We start from the raw sequence: 19,467 nt of genomic DNA, 5'->3' as shown, positions 1-19,467 counted from the left end.
GGGCTCTCCGCTATAGTTTTTGCCTCTGTTGATTGCGTTTAAGTTTGAATTTAATCTGGCAAAAAGCTGCCGCTTCTATCCCGTTTAGCTGGCCAGGAATCTGCTGCTATGAAAGAAGGTTGAACCAGATTTGAAACCCCAATCCTTTGATCATAAACCGGATTGCAGCGGTAGCCTTTGCCGGCACGACCGCTCTGCTTATAAATGATATCCAAAGGCAAAGCTATAGCGTAAAGCCGGGCTGAAGCCTCCAAAAGCATCTGCCTTACATTTCCAAAAACTTAGACAGAATCTAAAAAAGAATCCTGACGTCCTGAATTCCATTAAACCCGAGCCACCTTCCTTTCTTTTTTTCTTCGTCCATACCATATCATGAAACCTGTAACCGGTAGTATTGCAATGATCAGACTGGCTACGAAAGCAATGATCTTGCCGGGAAGTCCGATGATTGCACCGGTATGCAGATCATAATTCATCCTGATCACCTTATCTGCAAATTTCTGATCCCTGAGCCGCCCGAAAATATGGTTGACATTCATTTCCTTCAGGCTGTATTGGTCGAAGTAACGATAATCCGTTTTCCAGTAAGTCCCCTGTTCAAAATTTGCATTGGCGGCAATCGGTGCCAATGAGGTTTCGGGTGGATGTACTTCAATGCTGACTGCATTCGGGTACTCTTTCATCATTTTCTTCCAAACTAAATTCAAGGGGATTTTAGCCTGATCTAAAGATAAACCAGGCTGAGATTCGGGTTCGGTATACAGCAGTTCCTGCTTCCCTCCAAGCATTTTATAATATGCTTCCGCAAAAACCGGAAAGCCCCAGTTCAGTCCGGTAATTGCAAAGAAAAGTCCGAAAAGCATCGCATAAATCCCAGTGATATTATGCAAATCATAGTTTTTTCTTCTCCATCTGGTTCTTTTACTCCATTTAAACCAAAGCCTCGATTTTAACTGCCTGATTTTAGATGGTAACCATAAGATCAGTCCGCTGAGCAGCATCAGGATAAACAGAACAGTAACCGTAGCAACAACCGGCTGACCAATTTCAGGGGGAAGCCAGAGGTAAAAATGGCCATCCAGTATGAAGTGAAAAAAGCCTTCTTCCATATTATTCACTTTCAATACTTCCCCGGTATATGGATTCAGATAGGCTACATAATAATATAAAGGTTCGTAATGGTAATATATAGCTTCTACCGATCGTGATTTTCCATTATACTTAATCGCATGCAGGTTCTTTCCTGGCAAAGTTCTGGAAGCAATTTCCTGAAAATCAGATGGTTTTAGATAGGGCTTATTCTCAGGTTTAACATGCCGGTAGCTTTGGGAATAGTCCTGAATTTCCTCCTGAAAAGCATAAATACATCCTGTAATTGCCAATATGAATACCAAAAGCCCGATCAAAAGACCGAGCCAAAGGTGTATTTTTCCAAAAATTCGTTTAGTACTTTTCTTCACTTCAGAACATATAATTTAAGCCCAGAGCAATAGACCGTAAACGCTGAGGTGTAATGGTTGACCAGCCTGTGTAATATTTCTTATTCCCGATATTATCCAGTTTCAGATTTAAGCTGAAATTGGCGCGGCTATAGCTCATTACTGCATTGTAAACCGCATAACTTGGCAAACTAAATGTTCCTATATTCGAACGATTCAGTGTTTTGTGTTCACTTGCATAGTTCGCTCCTAAGCCGATACCAACATATTTAAATGCTCCTTCTGTAAACTTGTAATTAGCCCAGAAATTAGCCAGTCTGGCCGGACCTGCCTCTTCCGGACGCAAGCCAATATATCCCGCATCAGGGGCATCTTTGGTCACTTCGCTCTTATTAAAACTGTAGCCGGCAATAATATTCAGTCCTTTAATCGGATTAGTCACAATACTTGCTTCAAAGCCTTTGGAACTCACTTCACCACCCTGAATCGAATTATTGATATTAGTTGGATCGGTCATCACTTTATTGTCAACCAGGATCGAATAATAGCTTAGAGTTAATGACACATTATCCTGATAAAGATTTGCTTTGGTACCAGCTTCCCACTGATTAGCATGCTCAGGATCAAATATTTTAACCCTAGGATTACTTCCATCTGCATTGGCGACCTGTGCCGGATCCAGATTCGTAAAACCGTTCATATAATTGGAGAAAAGTGACAATTTTTCGGGAATAGCCTGATAAACCAGGCCAAATTTAGGCGAGAGATTAAACTGACTCTTGATCTTTTCTGTAGAATAGTAATTGGGCTGCCCTTCAAAATGATCAAGTCTCAGGCTTAACATAGCTGACAAATTCTTTGAAAGATTAATCACATCGGAAGCATAAACGCTGCTGATTTTGGTTTTAACAGATGAAACCCCTTCAAATGAGTTTAATAAGGATTGATCCACAGCCTGCGGGGTTAATTTTCCATCATCTGTCTGATCTTTCAGAGACACCAGACCATGTGCCACCCAGCCTGAACTGCTGTTATCAATGGTTTTTTCAAGGTAATCTAATCCAATCACCAGACGGTTCCTGAGCTTTCCTAAGAGAAAATCGCCATTAAAATTCTGCTGAATTCCGCTGGCCCTGGTCTTCCCATCGCGTTTTGAAATAAATCGGGTAAAATCAGACCCATTCGCACTATCCCATAAATAATGGTAATATCCGTCACTTGTGGTATTGCTTGACGATAAAATAGTCTGCGATTTCCATTGCCTACTCAAAGTATAAAGCATTTGACCCTGGAAACCAAATGATGGATTTGAGATTGACAAACTGTTAGCGGTATACGACTTACGGTAACTCTTCTCAAACAAATCCATAGTCTGGAAGGATAAAGGTGAATACCTGCTCAGAAAGATCATCGGTGCATTGGCTGATTCCGCAAAACGCATCTCAGAATTGATCAGGAATTGAAGCTTATCAGTAGCTTTGAACAATAAGGACGGAGCGATATAGGTAGATTTGCTAAAACCGGCATCCTGAAAACTATCCTCTGAACTGTTTGCAGCATTTACCCGAATTGCTAATTGCTTGCTTAATGGTAAATTATAATCGGCTGTAATACGTCTTAAGCCAAAGCCACCATTGGTAAAGTTAATCTCCCCTCTCGACTGATCGTGAGGCTTTTTGGTAACTACATTGATCAAGCCACCATAGGAAATTACATTTCCGCCAAACAAGGTTCCTGAGGGTCCCTTAACAATTTCAATAGTCTCAATATTCGCCGGGTCGAGTCCGGCATTCGTGATACTTGCCATTCCATTCACCAGTGTAGGCTGCACAGCGAAACCACGCATAGAATAAAATTCTGCCCCATCACCTCCTCTGCCCGTTGATTCCCACAAACGTGTAATACCTGTTGCATTTTTCAATGCATTGTTCAAATTAGTAACAACCTGATCCTTAAAAAGATTCTTCGAGATTGACTGATAAACCTGCGGATTCTCTATATACTTTAAAGGTAATTTAGAAACCGTGCTGCTGCTGTCAACTTTATAGCGGTTTTTAAAATCCTTGATGATCACTTCTTCCAAAACTCTTCGGCTTAAAGAATCCTGACTTCTAACTTCCTGCGTATAGGCATTGAACCCGAGTAAAACACCCATTAAGGAGAGGGTAATTGTTTTCATATTTCTTATTATTATTTAGACTGATTATAATTAAGCTCAAAAGTAAGAAGTCATTTTAGAAAAGCAAATATTATTTAGAATTATTTTAAATAAGCTAAATATAGCAGCCTGGAGAAGCTTATTGTAGGTTTGGAGAGGTTCGGCTTCCTCATTGAAGATAGATGAGGAATTCGATCAAGGTCAAATGATAGATATGAAAAGCAAGGAATCCACAAGTCGGCGCCATTAGCCGGGCTCTCCACTATAGTTTTTGCCTTTGATACTTGAGTTTTAAGATGAGCATCAGGCAGGCAAAAAGCTGCCGTTTCGATCCCGTTTAGCTGGCCAGGAATCTGCTGCTATGAAAGGAGGCTGAACCAGATTTGAAACCCCAATCCTTTGTTCATAAACCGGATTGCAGCGGCAGCCTTTGCCGGATTGATAATTATCCACAACGAAAAAGCCAAAGGCAAAGCTACAGCGAAAAGCCGGACTGCAGCTCCCAAATGCATCTGGCTTACATTTCCAAAATACTAAAACACATTTAATTAACAGCATTAGTATTTGGGCTATACTATTGATATAAATGCCGGATAGCTTATATTTAAGGTATAAACATCAGAAAATGAAAGCAGCCATCCACACCCAATACGGTCCGCCTGAAGTGGTTCAAATCCGTGAAATCAGCAAACCTTCTCCTGCTGCGAACGAAGTTTTGGTCAGGGTTCATGCCAGCACGGTGAACCGTACAGATTGCGGTTTCAGAAGTGCGGAGTATTTCGTCAGCAGGTTTTTCAGCGGACTCTTTAAACCCAAACAGCAAATATTGGGTTGTGAATTTTCTGGCACGATTGAGTCTGTCGGGGAATCGGTACTCACTTATCAAGCCGGGGATCGGATTTTCGGTTACAATGATACCCATTTCGGCGGGCATGCAGAATACCTGATCAGGGATGAACAGGATGCTATGACTTTGGTGCCTCAGAATTTGAGTTTTGAGGAAGCGGCTGCGCTGACAGAGGGCGCTCATTATGCCTTATGTAATATCCGGGCTGCTAAAGTGGAGGCCGGACAAAACATTTTGGTTTACGGAGCTACAGGCGCAATCGGCTCGGCAGCAGTGCAGCTACTGAAATATTTCGATACCGAAGTGACAGCAGTTTGCAATACCGCAAATCTGGAACTTGTACGTTCATTGGGTGCCGATCATGTAATTGACTATACACGTGAAGATTTTACAAAGACCGGGCAGCAATATGATTTCATTTTCGATGCGGTTGGAAAAAGCTCATTCGGAGCCTGTAAAAAACTGCTCAAGGAAAATGGAGTATACATTTCTACTGAATTGGGTAAAAACGGCGAAAATATCTGGATGGCATTGTACGGTCTCCTATCAGGAGGCAAAAGGGTTCTCTTCCCTATGCCATATATAAAAAAAGAGGATGTAATCTTTCTGAAAGAACTTGCTGAAAGAGGCAAATTCAAACCCCTTATCGACCGGATTTACCCATTGGACGAAATACTGGAGGCTTATCAATACGTTGAAAGCCGGCAAAAGATCGGCAATGTGGTCTTGAGAATTAGTTCTGGAGAAAAAGAATAATCACTCCCGACCAGTAAAATCTATTAAGAGCGATTAAAATAAATCCCTTCTGCAGTTTTACCGAGTATCCAGACCTTATCTTCTTCAGTAAAGAATGGGATAATATCCTTCATTATCAGGTATTCAAAAAAGTTGGCAAATAGCATTCGTTGTGGGCCGAAAGTATCATAAATCCGTTTGAGGTAAGGCCATACATCACGGTAAGGGGGTTTTTGTTTGGATGGATTATGCATGGAGGTACGGATATACACATTCGGAAATTTCACAAGATTACATAATGGAATAATGCCTTCCGAATCAGGTTTTGTAATATCCATCATCGCCAGATGGTCAATTACAATTTTCACTCCCGGATAACGCTCAGCCATATCGGCCACCTGCCCAATTTGCTGTGGTGCCAGAAAGATATTGAAGGTTGCCCCTATTTCCTCTGCTTTCTTCCACCAGGGATAAGAACCCGGATCATTCATCCAGACCCTTTGGGGATCCTGAATCGGACTCAGACGTAAACCGGTGAGTCCATCCACTTTGACCAGTTTTTCAAGTCGCTCCGGATTTTTAGGATCATTGGGTGCGAACAGACGGTTCCCGAACAGCAGCCCGAATCCGGCAAAACGATCAGGCCAGGTCTTTACACAATGGACCGTATAATCATTGTTTCTGCCATAATAGCAAACATGTGAAATCACTGTTTTATCAATGCCATAAGTATTCATCTCTTCGATCAGATGCTCGCCCGAATAATCGCGGGGAGGTTTACTTCCCGGACAGGTGGAGATTTCAGGATCGATCGGAAAGCGGGGATCATTCATTAACCAAACATGCTCAGAAGCGTTGATGATCGGTGATTTCTGAACTGAACTGCTCAAAGCCATGCCCGAAACATCCGTTAAACCCTTAACCGGATTGACTGAATCTGCAGAGTTCATCGCAGAAAGCCCCTGGGGTAACATACCCGCCACCGGAAGTGCGGAAAGCATTTTTAACATCTTTCTTCTGTGCATCGTATTTTATTTTGGCTGTTTATAATTGTCAATATCCTTAATATCAAAATCTTAGGTTTAAATTAAGGATATTAAATGAAGGGGCAAACAGATTTATTGAAATTGTGTATTTGCTAATAGAAAGGCCGGTCTATAATCTACTGGAGGGAATCGGGAGATTCCCAGGAAATTTATTTAATTGTTCGCAGTATCCTGTTCCAGCGGATCTTATCCGGCAACAATGCTGAGCTGTCCTTACTCATCCAGATAATCAAAGCTTCTCCTACAATATGATCTTCCGGAACAAACCCCCAAAAACGGGAATCTTCAGAATTATGCCGGTTATCGCCCATCATCCAGTAATAATCCATTTTGAATGTATAAGTATCAGCCTTCTTTCCGTTGATGAACACATCATTACCTGAGCGGCTGATTTTATTATTCTCATATTTCTCAATTGCTTGTCCATACAAAGCCATTGTAGAGTCGTTTAATTTAACTGTCCATCCCTTTGCCGGGATCTTAAGTGGTCCGAAATTATCCTGGTTCCACCTGAATGCAGGATTATGTGGAAATATGCTTTCATCATAGAGGCCTTTCGGTGAGATGATCTCGGTAAGAGATCTGATATTCTGACGGCCCTTAAAATCATCATAACTATCCGGAGGTATGATCATTATATAATCATTAAGACTCAACTGATGATAAACCTCAATCTTAAGATCTTTCAGTAATTCAGGATTCATCCCATTTCCGTCGGTTTTCACCAGATAGGATGTTTGGGTTTGAGGTGCGTTTTTAAACAGCTTATCGTTAATATAGACCTTTGAGTCAACAATCGATACCGTATCACCAGCAATACCCAGGCAACGCTTAATATAGTGCACCCTCATATCCACTGGATTATTACCCGCATCAGGCGCATAGTTAAAAACTACTACATCTCCCCTTTTCACTTCTCCTAAACCCGGAAGCCTAAAATATGGAAGCTGAATACCATCCCAATAAGTTTTGAACTTATCCTTTCCAATTCTTGCTTCAAGAAAAGGAATAGAAACCGGCGTAATTGGCATTCTCGGCCCATAAGCAAACTTACTTACGAACAGGTAGTCGCCGGTAAGAAGTGTTCCTTCCATTGAGCCCGAGGGTATCGCGTAGGCAGAAAAAAGAAGTCCCCGGATGATGGTTGCAGCGATCACAGCAAAAATTATTGCATCAAGCCATTCGCGTGCTTTACTCTTTAATTGTTTTTCAAAGGGCACTGTCTCTTCAGTTTCTTTTTGGGACCTAAATGGTAGTTTCATTTGATTGTTTTTGGGACTTCGATGATTAGATTCCATAGCTTCCAGAGTGTTACAAAATAAATATGGCTATTGATATTCAATGCTTAATGGCTATTTCTTAGGTAGCGCTCTCCCAGAAAGATAACCAATTAATAAAGCCTTCTTAACTCCATATTAATAAGCCCCCGATACCTTTCCGGCAAAATTTATAAAATGCTCAGAAAAATTGCAGCCGGATTATTATGCCTTAGCATCTGTTCTGTTAGTGCACAGACAGGTCAAAGTTTGCCCGCATGGCAGGAAGGTTTTATGGACATTCACCACATCAGCACCGGTCGTGGGAATTCTGCTTTCTTTATATTTCCGGATAGTACAACAATGCTAATTGATGCCGGAGATATTTCGGATACTCATCCCCGGACTTTATCACCGCGCAACAGCCAGAGAAAACCCGATGCATCTCGCTCTGCCGGTGCATGGATAGCCGACTATGTCTCACAGTTTATGCCTGGCAATCGAAAACCATCACTTGATTTCGCAATGCTGACTCATTATCATGATGATCATTTTGGGGAATGGGATCCGAACAGGCCATTGGCATCCAATGGGGCCTACCGTTTGACCGGTATAACGGAAGTTGGTGATAAGATTCCGATTGCGACACTCATTGATCGTGGCAGGGATTTTCCAATCAATCTCAATTCTCCGGAATTCCTTCTTAAGGAACAAAAGGATGAATACCATATTGTCCAGACGCTGCAGGAATACTGGAAATTTATTGAGTATCAGTCGAGTCATAATAGGCTCATCCATCAGGAACTTATTCCCGGAGCAAGGAATCAGATTTCATTAAAAAAATCTCCGCAAAGCTATCCGGAATGGACAACAAGAAACATTGCTGTTAACGGGCATATCTGGACTGGTTATGCCGACAATGATTTTACAAGTCTTTTCAAGGCAGGCCAATATCCTGGTGAGAATCCACTCAGTACCTGTTTAAAGATTTCATATGGTCCTTTTGATTACTTTACCGGTGGAGATATTGCAGGGATAAATGCCTGGGGTGAAGGGGATGCAAACAGTCTGGAAGCAAATGTTGCACCGGTAATTGGTCCGGTGGATGTGGCTACATTTAACCATCATGGCAACCGGGATTCTCAGAGCCCTGTTTATGTTCGTAATCTAAGGCCCAGAGTATGGATACAGCAAAGCTGGTCCTCCGATCATCCGGGAGATGATGTGCTGCGAAGGGTCACTTCAGAAAGCTTATACCCTGGAGAACGGGATGTATTTACTACGGATATGCTGGAAGCAAACCGGCTGGTGATCGGAGACCGGGTAGACCGGCTTTATCGGAGTCAGCAGGGTCATATCGTGATCCGTGTGTTTAACCGTGGTACTCAGTATAGGGTGTATGTCCTTGATGATCTTTCAGCTAAACGGGAAATAAAAGCCGTTTTCGGGCCGTATAATTCGAGATAAAAAGGCCGGATCATAAACCCGGCCTTTGAAAATAAAAATATAAAGGAAAACAAGTATTATTTATAGAAGGATTTTATTTCAGTTCCGGTTTCATGGCCCGAAGCACTTTTAAAATCAAGACCAAGCAAGACAGAAATTGTCTGAGCAATCTGCTTGTGATAAAGAATATCCTCACTGGCCTTCATTTCACCTTTTGCCGGAGTATCAGGACCAATTACTGCTACCCAGGTGTATTCAGAACCTTCAACCTTAGCACCATGGTCTTTCCAGGCTGCCAATGGCGTTTCCCCTCTTCCATGATCACAAGTAATGATCAATGTAGTCTGATCTTTATAAAACGGATCAGATTGAATATAATTCCAGAGGTCGGCCAGCATTGCGTCTTCTTTCTGAGCCTGCTTCAGATAATAATGATAAGCACCGGCATGGGCGTAATCATCAGTCTCATCAAAAGCGATATACATTAATCTTGGCTTGTATTGCTTCATGTATTGCTTACTAAACTGGTAGGTGAATACATCCTGACGAACATCATCCCCCACAGGTGATAATGACTGCTGCTGAAGCTGATTAAGTAAGGTTAGTTCCTTGCTCATGTTTTTCAGGTTCAGATCCTGAATACCGGAGTTAACCAGCAGACCGGAACGTTTATCATTCAGAATATATGGAAAAACATCCCATGAGCTGAATGATGCAACTTTTCCTTCAAATCCTTTCTGCTTATTGACATATTCCAGCAAATTCACATTCGGATTATAGTTTTTGTCGTTGGAGTTCACACGATCATCCGGAAAACCGGTAAGGAGCTCATTATAGCCGGGATAAGAAAAGTGGTATTGATTGGCTACTTCGGCTTTATTCCCTAAATCCCGGTTACCATAAAGCTGACCATTCTGGGATAAGGTACTCCAAAAAAAAGGCAATAATACCTTACGTCTTTCCTGTGCTGATTCAAGCCAAAACTTACTGCTGATTCTTTTCTGATCGCGGGTATAGTCGGAGTTGATTAATTGCTTGTCGGCACCTCTGAAAACCTCCTGCCAGCGCATCCCATCGAGCGTGACCAGCACGACATTCCTGGTTTTTAACTTCTGTTGTCCAAGAACCTGCAATCCTGTAACTAACAGGATTGCAGGTAAAAATATAACTAACTTCAGGTTCATTTTCTATTTAACGATCCAGATTTCAGTATTCAGGTCGTCAGCCCCCTGTCTTGCTACGGCTTCATCCCGGTTTACTCTATTAAGTGATTGTTCAGACAAAGGATAAATGTACCGAACCGGCACCTTATTATTATTCAGATTATCAGGTCCTGGTACAATAGCCGGCATACGGGTACGTCTCCAATCAAACCAGGCTTCAAGTCCGTTGAAATAGAGTGATACCCATTTCTGAAGCGCTATTTTCCCCAATTTCTCGTCTGTACTTCCTGTATAAGCTACCGCATTTTGGGTAAAGTAATTAGCTGGCAGGCTAAGGTTTATACCGTAAGCCGCCGGGGTAACGCTTGCATGATAATCAACATTTGCCTGTATCCCTGTTGTATAATATGATTCTGCAGAACCAGTCGTTATAAAACCTCTTTCTCTGGCTTCTGCAAGAATAAACTGCAATTCAGAGAAGGTCATTATAGCACCTCTGGCCACATCCGGTACAGGAACAGCCTGACCGATATCGTTGCAAACCAGACATGCATAGCTATAACCAACACGCGAAACCCCTTGAGGGCCACCGTTATAATTCAGTGCGGCAACATCACCCAATCCGTTTGGAATACCTTCAATCTTAGGATTTCCTGCAGCAACCGATGATTGAGAAGGACGACCAAAAACCTTTAAACGGGGATCTCCGATTGCATTCAATCTGTCAGCCAGAGTTTTACTAACCCTGAACTCATCAAAAGAACCTACACGAGTACCATAAAGCGGCCATTGATTTGGAGCCGCAGCGAGGTATTTTAACTCTGCATTGTCAGCATTGTTAACAAAGATTGGATTTTTCGCAGGATCGCTCAGAATAGCCTGCATATCAGCAGCTGTGCTCTTTTTCTTAGAAAGTCTGAGCAACAATCTTAAACGTAAGGAATTCGCAAATTTTCTCCATTTGAGAGTTGATCCTCCGTAAATAAGATCTCCGGCTACCGTCTCATTGCTTGTTCCTAAAATATCATTTGCCTTTTTTAAATCAGCAATTATCCCATTATAAACATCTTCCTGTTTATCGTATTTAGGTGTATAAATACCTCCTGTCTTTCCCTGAATTGCTTCCGAATAAGGTATATCGCCGTATGCGTCAGTTGCAAGTGAAAACAACCACGATTTCATTACCAGAGCTACACCCAGATAATTATTCTGAACCGGGATTGCTTTATTGGATGCATCTATGATGTTTTGCACATTACGCATGTTTGAATAAACGCTATTCCATACACCATTACGCTCTCCCCATAAATACCTGTCTTCATTTACGAACTGAATCTTTGCCGTATGCTGGGCTACTATATTCCCGATCCCCCAGGCCTCATTTACCTGATCAGTTACCGTATTCCTGATCACACCCGCCAGGAGCAGATCGGAGGTTACAGAATTCGGAATATTCTGATTTGTATTTGTTTCCTCAAATTCCTTATCACAGGAAGATACCAGGAAAAAGATGCTTAATGCACCGGTAAGCAGAATAAATTTGTTCTTTTTCATTGTATATTTTTTATTGCTACCATATGTAGCCTGTTAATGATCTTTACTATTTTCAGGGAATTATAACTTAATATTAAGATTAAGCCCATAGCTTCTTGAGGATGGAATCGACATGTATTCAATTCCCGGTAAAGCTGTTCCGCCTGAATAAGACATCACCTCCGGATCGACATGAGGAACCTTTGACCACAATGCCAGATTTCTGCCAACAAGAGTAATTGTACAACCCTTGAATGGAAGCCTTGAAAACAGTTTTGCAGGAATATTATAGGATACTTGTACTTCTCTCAGCTTAACAAAAGAGGCGTCATAGATCACACCTTCGGCAATACTCCGTCCGCCGGTGTATGCACTATGCCACTCTCTTGCAGTGCGTTTCACATCATTTGGTCTGAATGTTCCATCGGTATTCATGATTACTCCTGAACCAATCACCCCATTTCCGGCTATTGAAAGATCATAACCGTTTGCTCTTCCTTCGAGAGTCTCAATAATGATTCCTCCTTCACGTCCAACTGTTTGTGTTTCAGAGTAAATTTCTCCGCCCTGACGAATATCAAACAGAGCTCCAAGTCTGAGTCCTTTATATGAAAAAGTGTTATAAACTCCGGCAAGCCAGTCAGGATTATAATTACCTAATTTTATACGGTTTGTAGTGGGTACAGGCCGGCCGTTATTGAACACCATTTGTCCCACATTCTTACCACTGGCATCATAATAAGGTTGTTTGGAGTCCGTATTCTGAACCCTTGCATAACCAATACCATACATATCACCCATACGCTCACCTATTCTGGCTTCAATGCTGACCCTTCTCGAGGCCATTACAAAATTGGTCAGCCCGTCTGATAGTGAAACTACTTTACTTCTGTTCGTTGAAAAATTGATGTCTGTATTCCAGGTAAAGTTCTTGCTTTTAACAGGCACTAAATTCAGTTGTGCTTCGAAACCATAATTCTTAATCTCTCCGGCATTAATAGAGCGGGTATTATAACCACTGGTAAGGGATAGAGGAATATTGAGAATTTGATTCTTAGTAATACTCTGATAATAAGTCAGATCAAGTCCAACACGGTTATTCAGAAATTTAAGTTCTGTTCCAAACTCATAAGCCGTACTGATCTCAGGCTTCAGACCCAGATTCGCCAGACGGTCGGTTTCACCATAAACCTGTGATCCTCCAAAAGGTGTGCTCGGATTGTAAGCCTGGGTAAAAGTGAAGGGATCTGTATCATTTCCTACCTGGGCGATACTTGCTCTCAATTTTGCAAAGCTGACATAATTAGGCAAAGTAAGCATATCACTTACTACCGCACTTAATGCTGCTGAAGGGTAGAAATAAGAGTTATCCTCATTTCCTAACAACTTGAGGTTATCAGGAAGCGTTAAGGCGCTTGACCAGTCATTTCTTGCAGTAACATCCAGGTAAAGGTTTTTATAACCAAAACGAGCCGAGCCGTATAAACTGTTTACACGTTTTTCTGACAGAGCCTGATTTACAACAAGCGGAATACGGGAGTTGGTAAGTTTATTAATATCCGGTAGGTTCAGCTGACCAGCAGTACTTTCATCAAAGTCACTTTTTTGTTTTAGCTGATTTCCTCCCAAAGAAGCAGAAAAGGTTAATTCTTTGCTTATATCTTTATTCGCAGTTAACAGAAAGTCAGTGTTCCGTTCTTCTGTTATGATTCCTGTTTGTCTATACTCTCCGAATGGATAGCGCTGGGTACTGAATGAGCGTTTATAAGCCCTCACTTCATTACCATAATCTGTTGCTGTACGGAACTGCAGATTTAGCCAATTTGTAAAATTATAGTTCAATGTAATATTACCAATAAGCCTGTCTACATTCTGTCCGTTTGTATTTTGAAAAACGGTTAAGTAAGGATTATCATGGTAATTATAATTAAAGCTAAACTGACGCTGGCTTTCAAGTCCCGGCTGGTATAAGCGTTCCATTGCCGATACATCAACAGAGCGGGGCAACCAGCAATTAAATAAGTACATAATGTTTTCAGTACCATAAGAGATTGAAGGGCGGTTGCCACTCTCACTTTTTATATAACTTACAAAGGCTCTTGCCGAAAACTTATCTGTAAGCTTATAACTGCCTCCAAAGGATAAGGTATTCCTTTTCAGATCCGTGTTTGGAACAAGACCGGTCTGGTCGAGGTTAGTAAATGATAATCGAAAATCTCCTTTATCATTACTTCCAGTCAATGCAAGGTTATTTGTAAGCGTTCCACCTGTCTGAAAGAAATTCTTTACACCGTCTTTGTCGTTTAACCATGGTGTTGCAGTTATCACACTGCCTGCCGGTGCATTCAAATCACCGCCAAGGAAAGGAATAACTTGTCCGTTAAGGGTTCTTGGAGAGTTAAATTGGGGGAATAACTGACCGTTAAATGCCGGTCCCCAGGATTCATCTGTACCATCTGTAAGTCCTGCACCTGCCCCATTAACAAATGCAAATGCTCCTCCATTACCATTTCCTTGTCCGTAAATGTTTTGATATTCGGGTAAAAGCAATGCTGATTCCCTTGTATAATTACTATTCACCTCTACTCCCATGCCTTTTGAACCTTTTCCCGACTTGGTATTAATAACGATTACACCATTTGCCGCACGAGAACCATACAAAGCTGAAGCTGCAGGGCCTTTCAAAACGTTCATACTTTCAATATCATCAGGATTGAGGAAGCTTGCACCATTTCCAAAATCGACTTCCTGATTACCATTACCTGAACCACTGGTCAGGGAATTACTGATAGGAACTCCGTCGATAACATATAAAGGTTGATTTTTATTCAGATCCACCGACCTCTCCCCACGTATGCTTACCCGGGCCGAACCACCAATCCCCGATGGACTGCCAACAACTGTAACACCTGCAATTTTACCTGCAAGCTGGTTTACCACATTGGTTTCACGGGCTACTGTAAGGCTCTCCCCTTTTAACTCCTGGGTAGCATAACCTAATTGTTTCTTTTCACGGCTGATACCTAATGCAGTAATTACTACCTCGCTCAAATTAGTGTTAAGCGGCACTAATTGAATGGAAAGATTTTGCTGGTTAGTTACAGTGATTTCCTGAGCCTGATAACCCAAATAACGGATAACCAGAACTGTACCTGTAGTAGTTTCAATGCTGAAACGGCCGTTGGCATCGGTTGAAACCCCATTTGCTGTCCCTTTGATCATTATGCTTACACCAGGTAATGGTAGTTGTACTTCATCAGTAACAACACCCGAAATTTTGACCTGTGAAAAACATAAAGCGGGAAGTAAAAGTAAGATTGCTGCTGTGGCAATCCATACTTTTTTAAAAGTGTAAAGTTGCTTCATTTGTTAATTTTTTTGTGTGATATGTGATTGATTTTTCGAAGCAATAGTACAGCCGCAGTATTAAGCCTAAGCAAAATTTAGGTTATGTTATGCTTAATAAAATGATAAAATAAGTGTTGAAAAAAAGCCTGGAGTAAGAATTTATGCTGATAAGATTACAAAAGATTAACCTTATGTAAACGGATTATTAATCAGCAATCCGTATTATATTGATATGAAAATCAGCAAAAGCGCCGTTCCACTATTTTCACCGGATATTGCAGTAAGAAGCCTCAGGAAAAAAGTTTATCTGCCCGATTAATTATGTCTAAGTTCTGTCCCGATTAAAGATCTGTTAAAGCGTTGCCTGACCATATTGTTAGGGGTCTAGTAAGGTAATGAAGCATTTAAAACACAGGGAATATTCCGGCCCATGATTGAAAATAAAAAGGCCGGAAATCAGATTCCGGCCCTCTGTTTTTTTAAAGGTTAATATCGCCCTGTTTATATTAAGCCATGGCCGGATCACTGATCCCATTAGCCCCGGTTTCAACCCGGCCGGCATAAGTCCTCTCAAAGCCTGTCTGGCCTTCAATGTTAATGCTGTAATAGTACCAAGCAGAACTGCTGCTCAGATCCAGCCTAAGCTGAATGGAAGATCCGGCTGTTCCGGCAGGTGTAATCCGTTTTGATATTGTGGCCCTGCGATAAGAATTATCTTTAACATTTATCACATAAGATCGTTCAGGATCACTATTTATAATATTGAAACTAATATTGCCACTCAATTTTTTGCCATCAGGTTCTCGTTGATAAGTCAAAACCGCCTCAATTCCTGCCTGATCTGATTTCCCTTTAAAGGAGCGGAAAAAACCATTCGGGCCATAAAGGTCAAAACGATAATCCTGATCAATGTTCATAAGATCAGAAATGCGGTCACCAGCTTTTACCGTATAGGAACTTCTGTTACGCATATTATCATAAACCAGGAAACAAGCTCCTGCCGATTTTTGTCCGAAAACTTCATTTCCCGCTTTGAATGACAGTTCAAATTTACGCCCGGCAATTAATTTACCGTCTGCATAAAGTTCATAAGGGAGTGCACAAGAAGGCCTTGTTCCTTTTTCCTGACGGGTCATTAATGGAGATAAAGCCGGATCTCTGATAATTTGTCCGATTTCTTCTTTTGTTAATTTATGATATCCGAAAGGATCTTTTTGAAACTGGGCCTGGTGAATACCTTCAATAAAGGTATCCTTTCCCGGGAATTCAGGTAAGGAGATCTTTTCACCATGATAGGGTTTAAAGACTGAGGTCAGATCACCACACACTGCTCTTCTCCAGGCAGAAATATTACTTTCCTCGATCTGTTTTCCTGTTTTATGAGATAAAAACTTTTCCATGAACTGAAGAATTGAAGTATGATCAAATACCTGAGAGCAAACTGCCCCTCCACGGCTCCAGGGTGACGCGATTACCAGAGGAACCCGGTAACCTAAACCTACCGGACTTTCCCTTGCATTTTTTTCAAGTCTTCCTATTTTATCCTGCTCAAACGTTACGAACTCAATAGCCGGATCTATACCTTCCGAAACTTTTCCACTGGACGGCACATTAGGGTTTGGCGGAACCGGAGGCGGAACATGATCATAATACCCGTCATTTTCATCATAACAAAGGATGAAGATTGTTTTCTTCCAAACTTCAGGGTTCCGGGTTAAAATATCCATCACTTCAGAAATATACCAGGCTCCATACCAGGGTGCACCCGGATGGTCTGAAAAATTCTCAGGAGAAACAATCCAGGAGATCGTTGGAAGCTCTCCATTTTTCACGTCAGCTCTAAACTGATGAAGAATATCACCTGCTGGGACTTTTACCTGCCGCTTTTGTGTCCCGTCATCATAATTAACGGTCTTAAGTTTACGGTAATCAGGATCATTTTTATTTGTAGAAAAGGCTTTGGCATGAATACTTTTCTCTTTTGCAGAAAGCTTTTCAAAATTCTCCTTTGTATATCTCTCTCTGTCTTTTTTTACTCTGATCAGCAGATCCTGCTTTTTCTTCAGCAGGGCAGTTTGCTTTTTAAGGTCTTCGCTTTCAGACAATGAAGCTATTTTTTTCTCCAGCACAATAATCTCCCCGGGTAATTCAGCATCCAGTTTTTCAAGGAATTCGATGTGTTTCGCTGAAAAACGAACATGATACTGGGAGAACCATTCAATTGGATTATCTGTAAAGTTCGACAGCCAGGCATCCTCTTCACCTTCAAGTCCGGTAGGAAGACTGATTTCATTCTGGTAGATTTTCCAGGAGATTCCATTTTCTTCAAGCCGCTCCGGAAAGGTCTTCCAATTAGCTTCGCGTTCATAATTCAGATCTTCATTACGCACTATTGCCGGAGAAGCAGAGTTTTGCTCTGCCCGAACAGTACCAGTCCATAAGAAAAGACGGTTGGGAGTTGTTCCAGTCAGGGAAGATGAAAAATTCTGATCACAGACGGTGAATGCATCCGCCATGGCGTAATAAAATGGAATATCCTCACGGTTATAATATCCCATGGTTAATGGCAATGATCCATAGCCTTTACGTCCCGATGGCTTTGCATCAAGCCATTTATCATGCTTACCCCCATTACCCGCATCTACCTGATTAGTCCATGAATGAGGCAGGGAACCGAGCCAGGTTGACTTAGTTTCCTTTATCCTGAGCCTGAAGGGTGCATAAGTCTGTCCGGCGGCATTGGTTTGCAGCCATACTGGTTTATTATCCGGTAAAGTAATAGCCCTCGGATCATTAAAACCACGAATACCTTTCAGCGTGCCATAGCAATGATCGAAGGAACGGTTTTCCTGCATAAGAACCACCACGTGCTCAGCATCGAGGTAAGTACTTCCTGCCTGAGGCTCAATAGCCAGAGCTTTAAGTATAGAGGCCGGAAATACGGAAAATGCTCCTGCTGCCCCTGATAAAACAGATGCTTTCTTAATAAATTCTCTTCTCGAGTCCATGTAAACTATTTAAAATACTATCAAATTCAGATCAACCTGTTCTCCAGATGTCTTCTGGCGATCAATTTAAGTTCATCTATATTATTCACCGGAATATCTACCTCTTTTGCCAATTCATCCCAGTTCCTCAATTTAATCATCAGTTCCCGTTCTTCATCCTGTTCAAACTGTTGCGCCTCCTCTTCATCCATTACTCCACCCTGGAACACCAGAGTTGCCTTACTGGCCTGGGATAGCTGTTCATAATATTCAGGATACTTAAATGTGAGGTATCTTTTTGCCGTCACATGACTTTGCACAAGTTTTGCAATTCTGTCCGAAAAACCAAGATCCAGTAAAAAATCAGCACCAATACGCTCATGCTCCATTCTGCCAAAGCCATCCATTGTTTCCTCATCAGCAATATTCACGAATAAATGTCCAATGTCGTGAAAAAAAGCAGCAAGAATTACCTCATCATCATAACCTTCATTTTGAGCAAGTGCAGCTGCCTGCGACATGTGTTCAATCTGCGAAACCAGCTCCCCGATATAATCAGCTTTACCATAACGCTCATATAAAGAAAATACAGTATCAATTATCTGGTCAATATTTCCTGGTTTCATATAAAAATAATATCTACCAAGAATAGGTTTTAACTATTATCGGTATGATAAGTTTAGGTTAATATTTAACTAACTGAGTTCGGTTTCAGGAAGGGTAAAATAATATCGTTACAGTTGATCAGATAAGGTTCCGGAGCCAAATAATTTGATTTTTGAAACCAATACCTGTGTGCTATAGCTTAATTCAGCCCTTTCTTCCGGGGTAGTTCCGGCAAGAAATCCCGCTCTGATTCAAATTACGATGTCCGGAAGCTACCTCCTCCAGCAAGGTTTATTTTACCCGGAGCTGTTTTTCATTGGGACGGGCAGCCCGGCACGTTAAACTCTAATTTATTGATGGAGGAGCCAGAATCTAATGTCCACAAAATCATATTTTGTCTTTTCATTCATTTTTATTATATTAGTAATGGCTCAGATCAGGCAAACCCCCAAACAATTTCAGAAGAACCTTATACCGACCTTATACGGACCTTATACCGACCTTATACCGATATGGACAGGGTTGGACAAGTGTTGGACAAGTGTTGAACACCGCTTAATTGCCGCTTCGGTCATGACCAGAAAGGGTATAATTACAATTGGAACAAGATTTAGTAATTAGCTATGTTTTGATTTGGGGGGAGCTTACAAAAATGCGGAAGCTACTATACGCACTAAATTCCCTAAAAGGAATAATGTTGAAATACCAACCCAGGCCTATATTGGTTATGCCCTCATAGATTGCTCATCAAACCCCTAACCCATGTCTGACTATCCTTCATTCAGTTTGGACAGATTTTTTTAGATGGTCAATCCGCATTTGGCGTTCAAAAGAAAAGTTCTTATCATTAGTCGTTAAATGATTTAGTATTGAGAGTTCAATGCTTTTCAGAGTATTATCCGT

12 protein-coding genes are annotated in these 19,467 nt (G+C 41.4%); 2 read left to right on the top strand and 10 right to left on the bottom strand.

Annotation, left to right across the window (positions count from 1 at the left end; genetic code table 11):
- Nucleotides 1–50 precede the first annotated feature (50 nt).
- From VGE44_RS04815 to VGE44_RS04805, 3 genes are all read right to left on the bottom strand, one after another.
- Nucleotides 51–260: a hypothetical protein gene (locus VGE44_RS04815; RefSeq protein WP_331076613.1), complete on the bottom strand. Its 210-nt coding sequence runs from the start codon at nucleotides 258–260 to the stop codon at nucleotides 51–53.
- A 63-nt stretch (nucleotides 261–323) separates the two neighbouring features.
- Nucleotides 324–1,460, bottom strand: a complete 1,137-nt coding sequence (locus VGE44_RS04810; RefSeq protein WP_331076612.1) for a PepSY-associated TM helix domain-containing protein — start codon at nucleotides 1,458–1,460, stop codon at nucleotides 324–326.
- A gap of 1 nt (nucleotide 1,461) precedes the next feature.
- A complete protein-coding gene (locus VGE44_RS04805; protein ID WP_331076611.1) occupies nucleotides 1,462–3,618 on the bottom strand; it encodes a TonB-dependent siderophore receptor in 2,157 nt (718 codons plus the stop codon).
- Nucleotides 3,619–4,222: 604 nt separating this feature from the next.
- Between VGE44_RS04805 and VGE44_RS04800 the strand changes: the two genes are divergently transcribed.
- On the top strand, nucleotides 4,223–5,200 hold the full coding sequence (locus VGE44_RS04800; RefSeq protein ID WP_331076610.1) for an NAD(P)-dependent alcohol dehydrogenase: 978 nt from the start codon (nucleotides 4,223–4,225) through the stop codon (nucleotides 5,198–5,200).
- Nucleotides 5,201–5,223: 23 nt separating this feature from the next.
- Here VGE44_RS04800 and VGE44_RS04795 read toward each other — a convergent pair whose 3' ends face one another.
- Together VGE44_RS04795 and lepB are read right to left on the bottom strand one after the other, a co-directional pair.
- Nucleotides 5,224–6,204, bottom strand: coding sequence for an amidohydrolase family protein (locus VGE44_RS04795; RefSeq protein ID WP_331076609.1), 981 nt, complete (start codon nucleotides 6,202–6,204; stop codon nucleotides 5,224–5,226).
- Nucleotides 6,205–6,374: 170 nt separating this feature from the next.
- The gene (gene lepB, locus VGE44_RS04790) at nucleotides 6,375–7,487 is read right to left on the bottom strand and encodes a signal peptidase I (RefSeq protein ID WP_331076608.1); all 1,113 of its coding nucleotides are present in this window, start codon (nucleotides 7,485–7,487) and stop codon (nucleotides 6,375–6,377) included.
- A 192-nt stretch (nucleotides 7,488–7,679) separates the two neighbouring features.
- Here lepB and VGE44_RS04785 point away from each other — a divergent pair, with 192 nt between their 5' ends.
- Nucleotides 7,680–8,948, top strand: a complete 1,269-nt coding sequence (locus VGE44_RS04785; protein ID WP_331076607.1) for a hypothetical protein — start codon at nucleotides 7,680–7,682, stop codon at nucleotides 8,946–8,948.
- Between the two features lie 56 nt (nucleotides 8,949–9,004).
- On the opposite strand, the gene VGE44_RS04780 is transcribed toward VGE44_RS04785, so the two are convergent.
- The 5 genes from VGE44_RS04780 to VGE44_RS04760 all read right to left on the bottom strand — a co-directional run bounded on the left by VGE44_RS04780 (nucleotide 9,005) and on the right by VGE44_RS04760 (nucleotide 18,584).
- Nucleotides 9,005–10,111 (bottom strand): alkaline phosphatase family protein, encoded by a 1,107-nt coding sequence (locus tag VGE44_RS04780; RefSeq protein ID WP_331076606.1) that lies wholly within the window; start codon nucleotides 10,109–10,111, stop codon nucleotides 9,005–9,007.
- A gap of 3 nt (nucleotides 10,112–10,114) precedes the next feature.
- Nucleotides 10,115–11,644: a SusD/RagB family nutrient-binding outer membrane lipoprotein gene (locus VGE44_RS04775; RefSeq protein ID WP_331076605.1), complete on the bottom strand. Its 1,530-nt coding sequence runs from the start codon at nucleotides 11,642–11,644 to the stop codon at nucleotides 10,115–10,117.
- Nucleotides 11,645–11,704: 60 nt separating this feature from the next.
- Nucleotides 11,705–14,989 carry a SusC/RagA family TonB-linked outer membrane protein gene (locus VGE44_RS04770; protein WP_331076604.1) on the bottom strand — a complete coding sequence of 1,095 codons (3,285 nt, stop codon included), beginning with the start codon at nucleotides 14,987–14,989 and terminating at the stop codon, nucleotides 11,705–11,707.
- Nucleotides 14,990–15,477: 488 nt separating this feature from the next.
- Nucleotides 15,478–17,979: a phosphocholine-specific phospholipase C gene (locus tag VGE44_RS04765; RefSeq protein WP_331076603.1), complete on the bottom strand. Its 2,502-nt coding sequence runs from the start codon at nucleotides 17,977–17,979 to the stop codon at nucleotides 15,478–15,480.
- A gap of 26 nt (nucleotides 17,980–18,005) precedes the next feature.
- Nucleotides 18,006–18,584 (bottom strand): HD domain-containing protein, encoded by a 579-nt coding sequence (locus VGE44_RS04760; protein WP_331076602.1) that lies wholly within the window; start codon nucleotides 18,582–18,584, stop codon nucleotides 18,006–18,008.
- Between the last annotated feature and the right edge of the window lie 883 nt (nucleotides 18,585–19,467).

It is taken from the genome of Daejeonella sp., from assembly GCF_036405355.1.
Taxonomy (GTDB): Bacteria; Bacteroidota; Bacteroidia; order Sphingobacteriales; family Sphingobacteriaceae; genus Daejeonella.
This window is presented reverse-complemented; position numbering and strand designations above follow the sequence as displayed.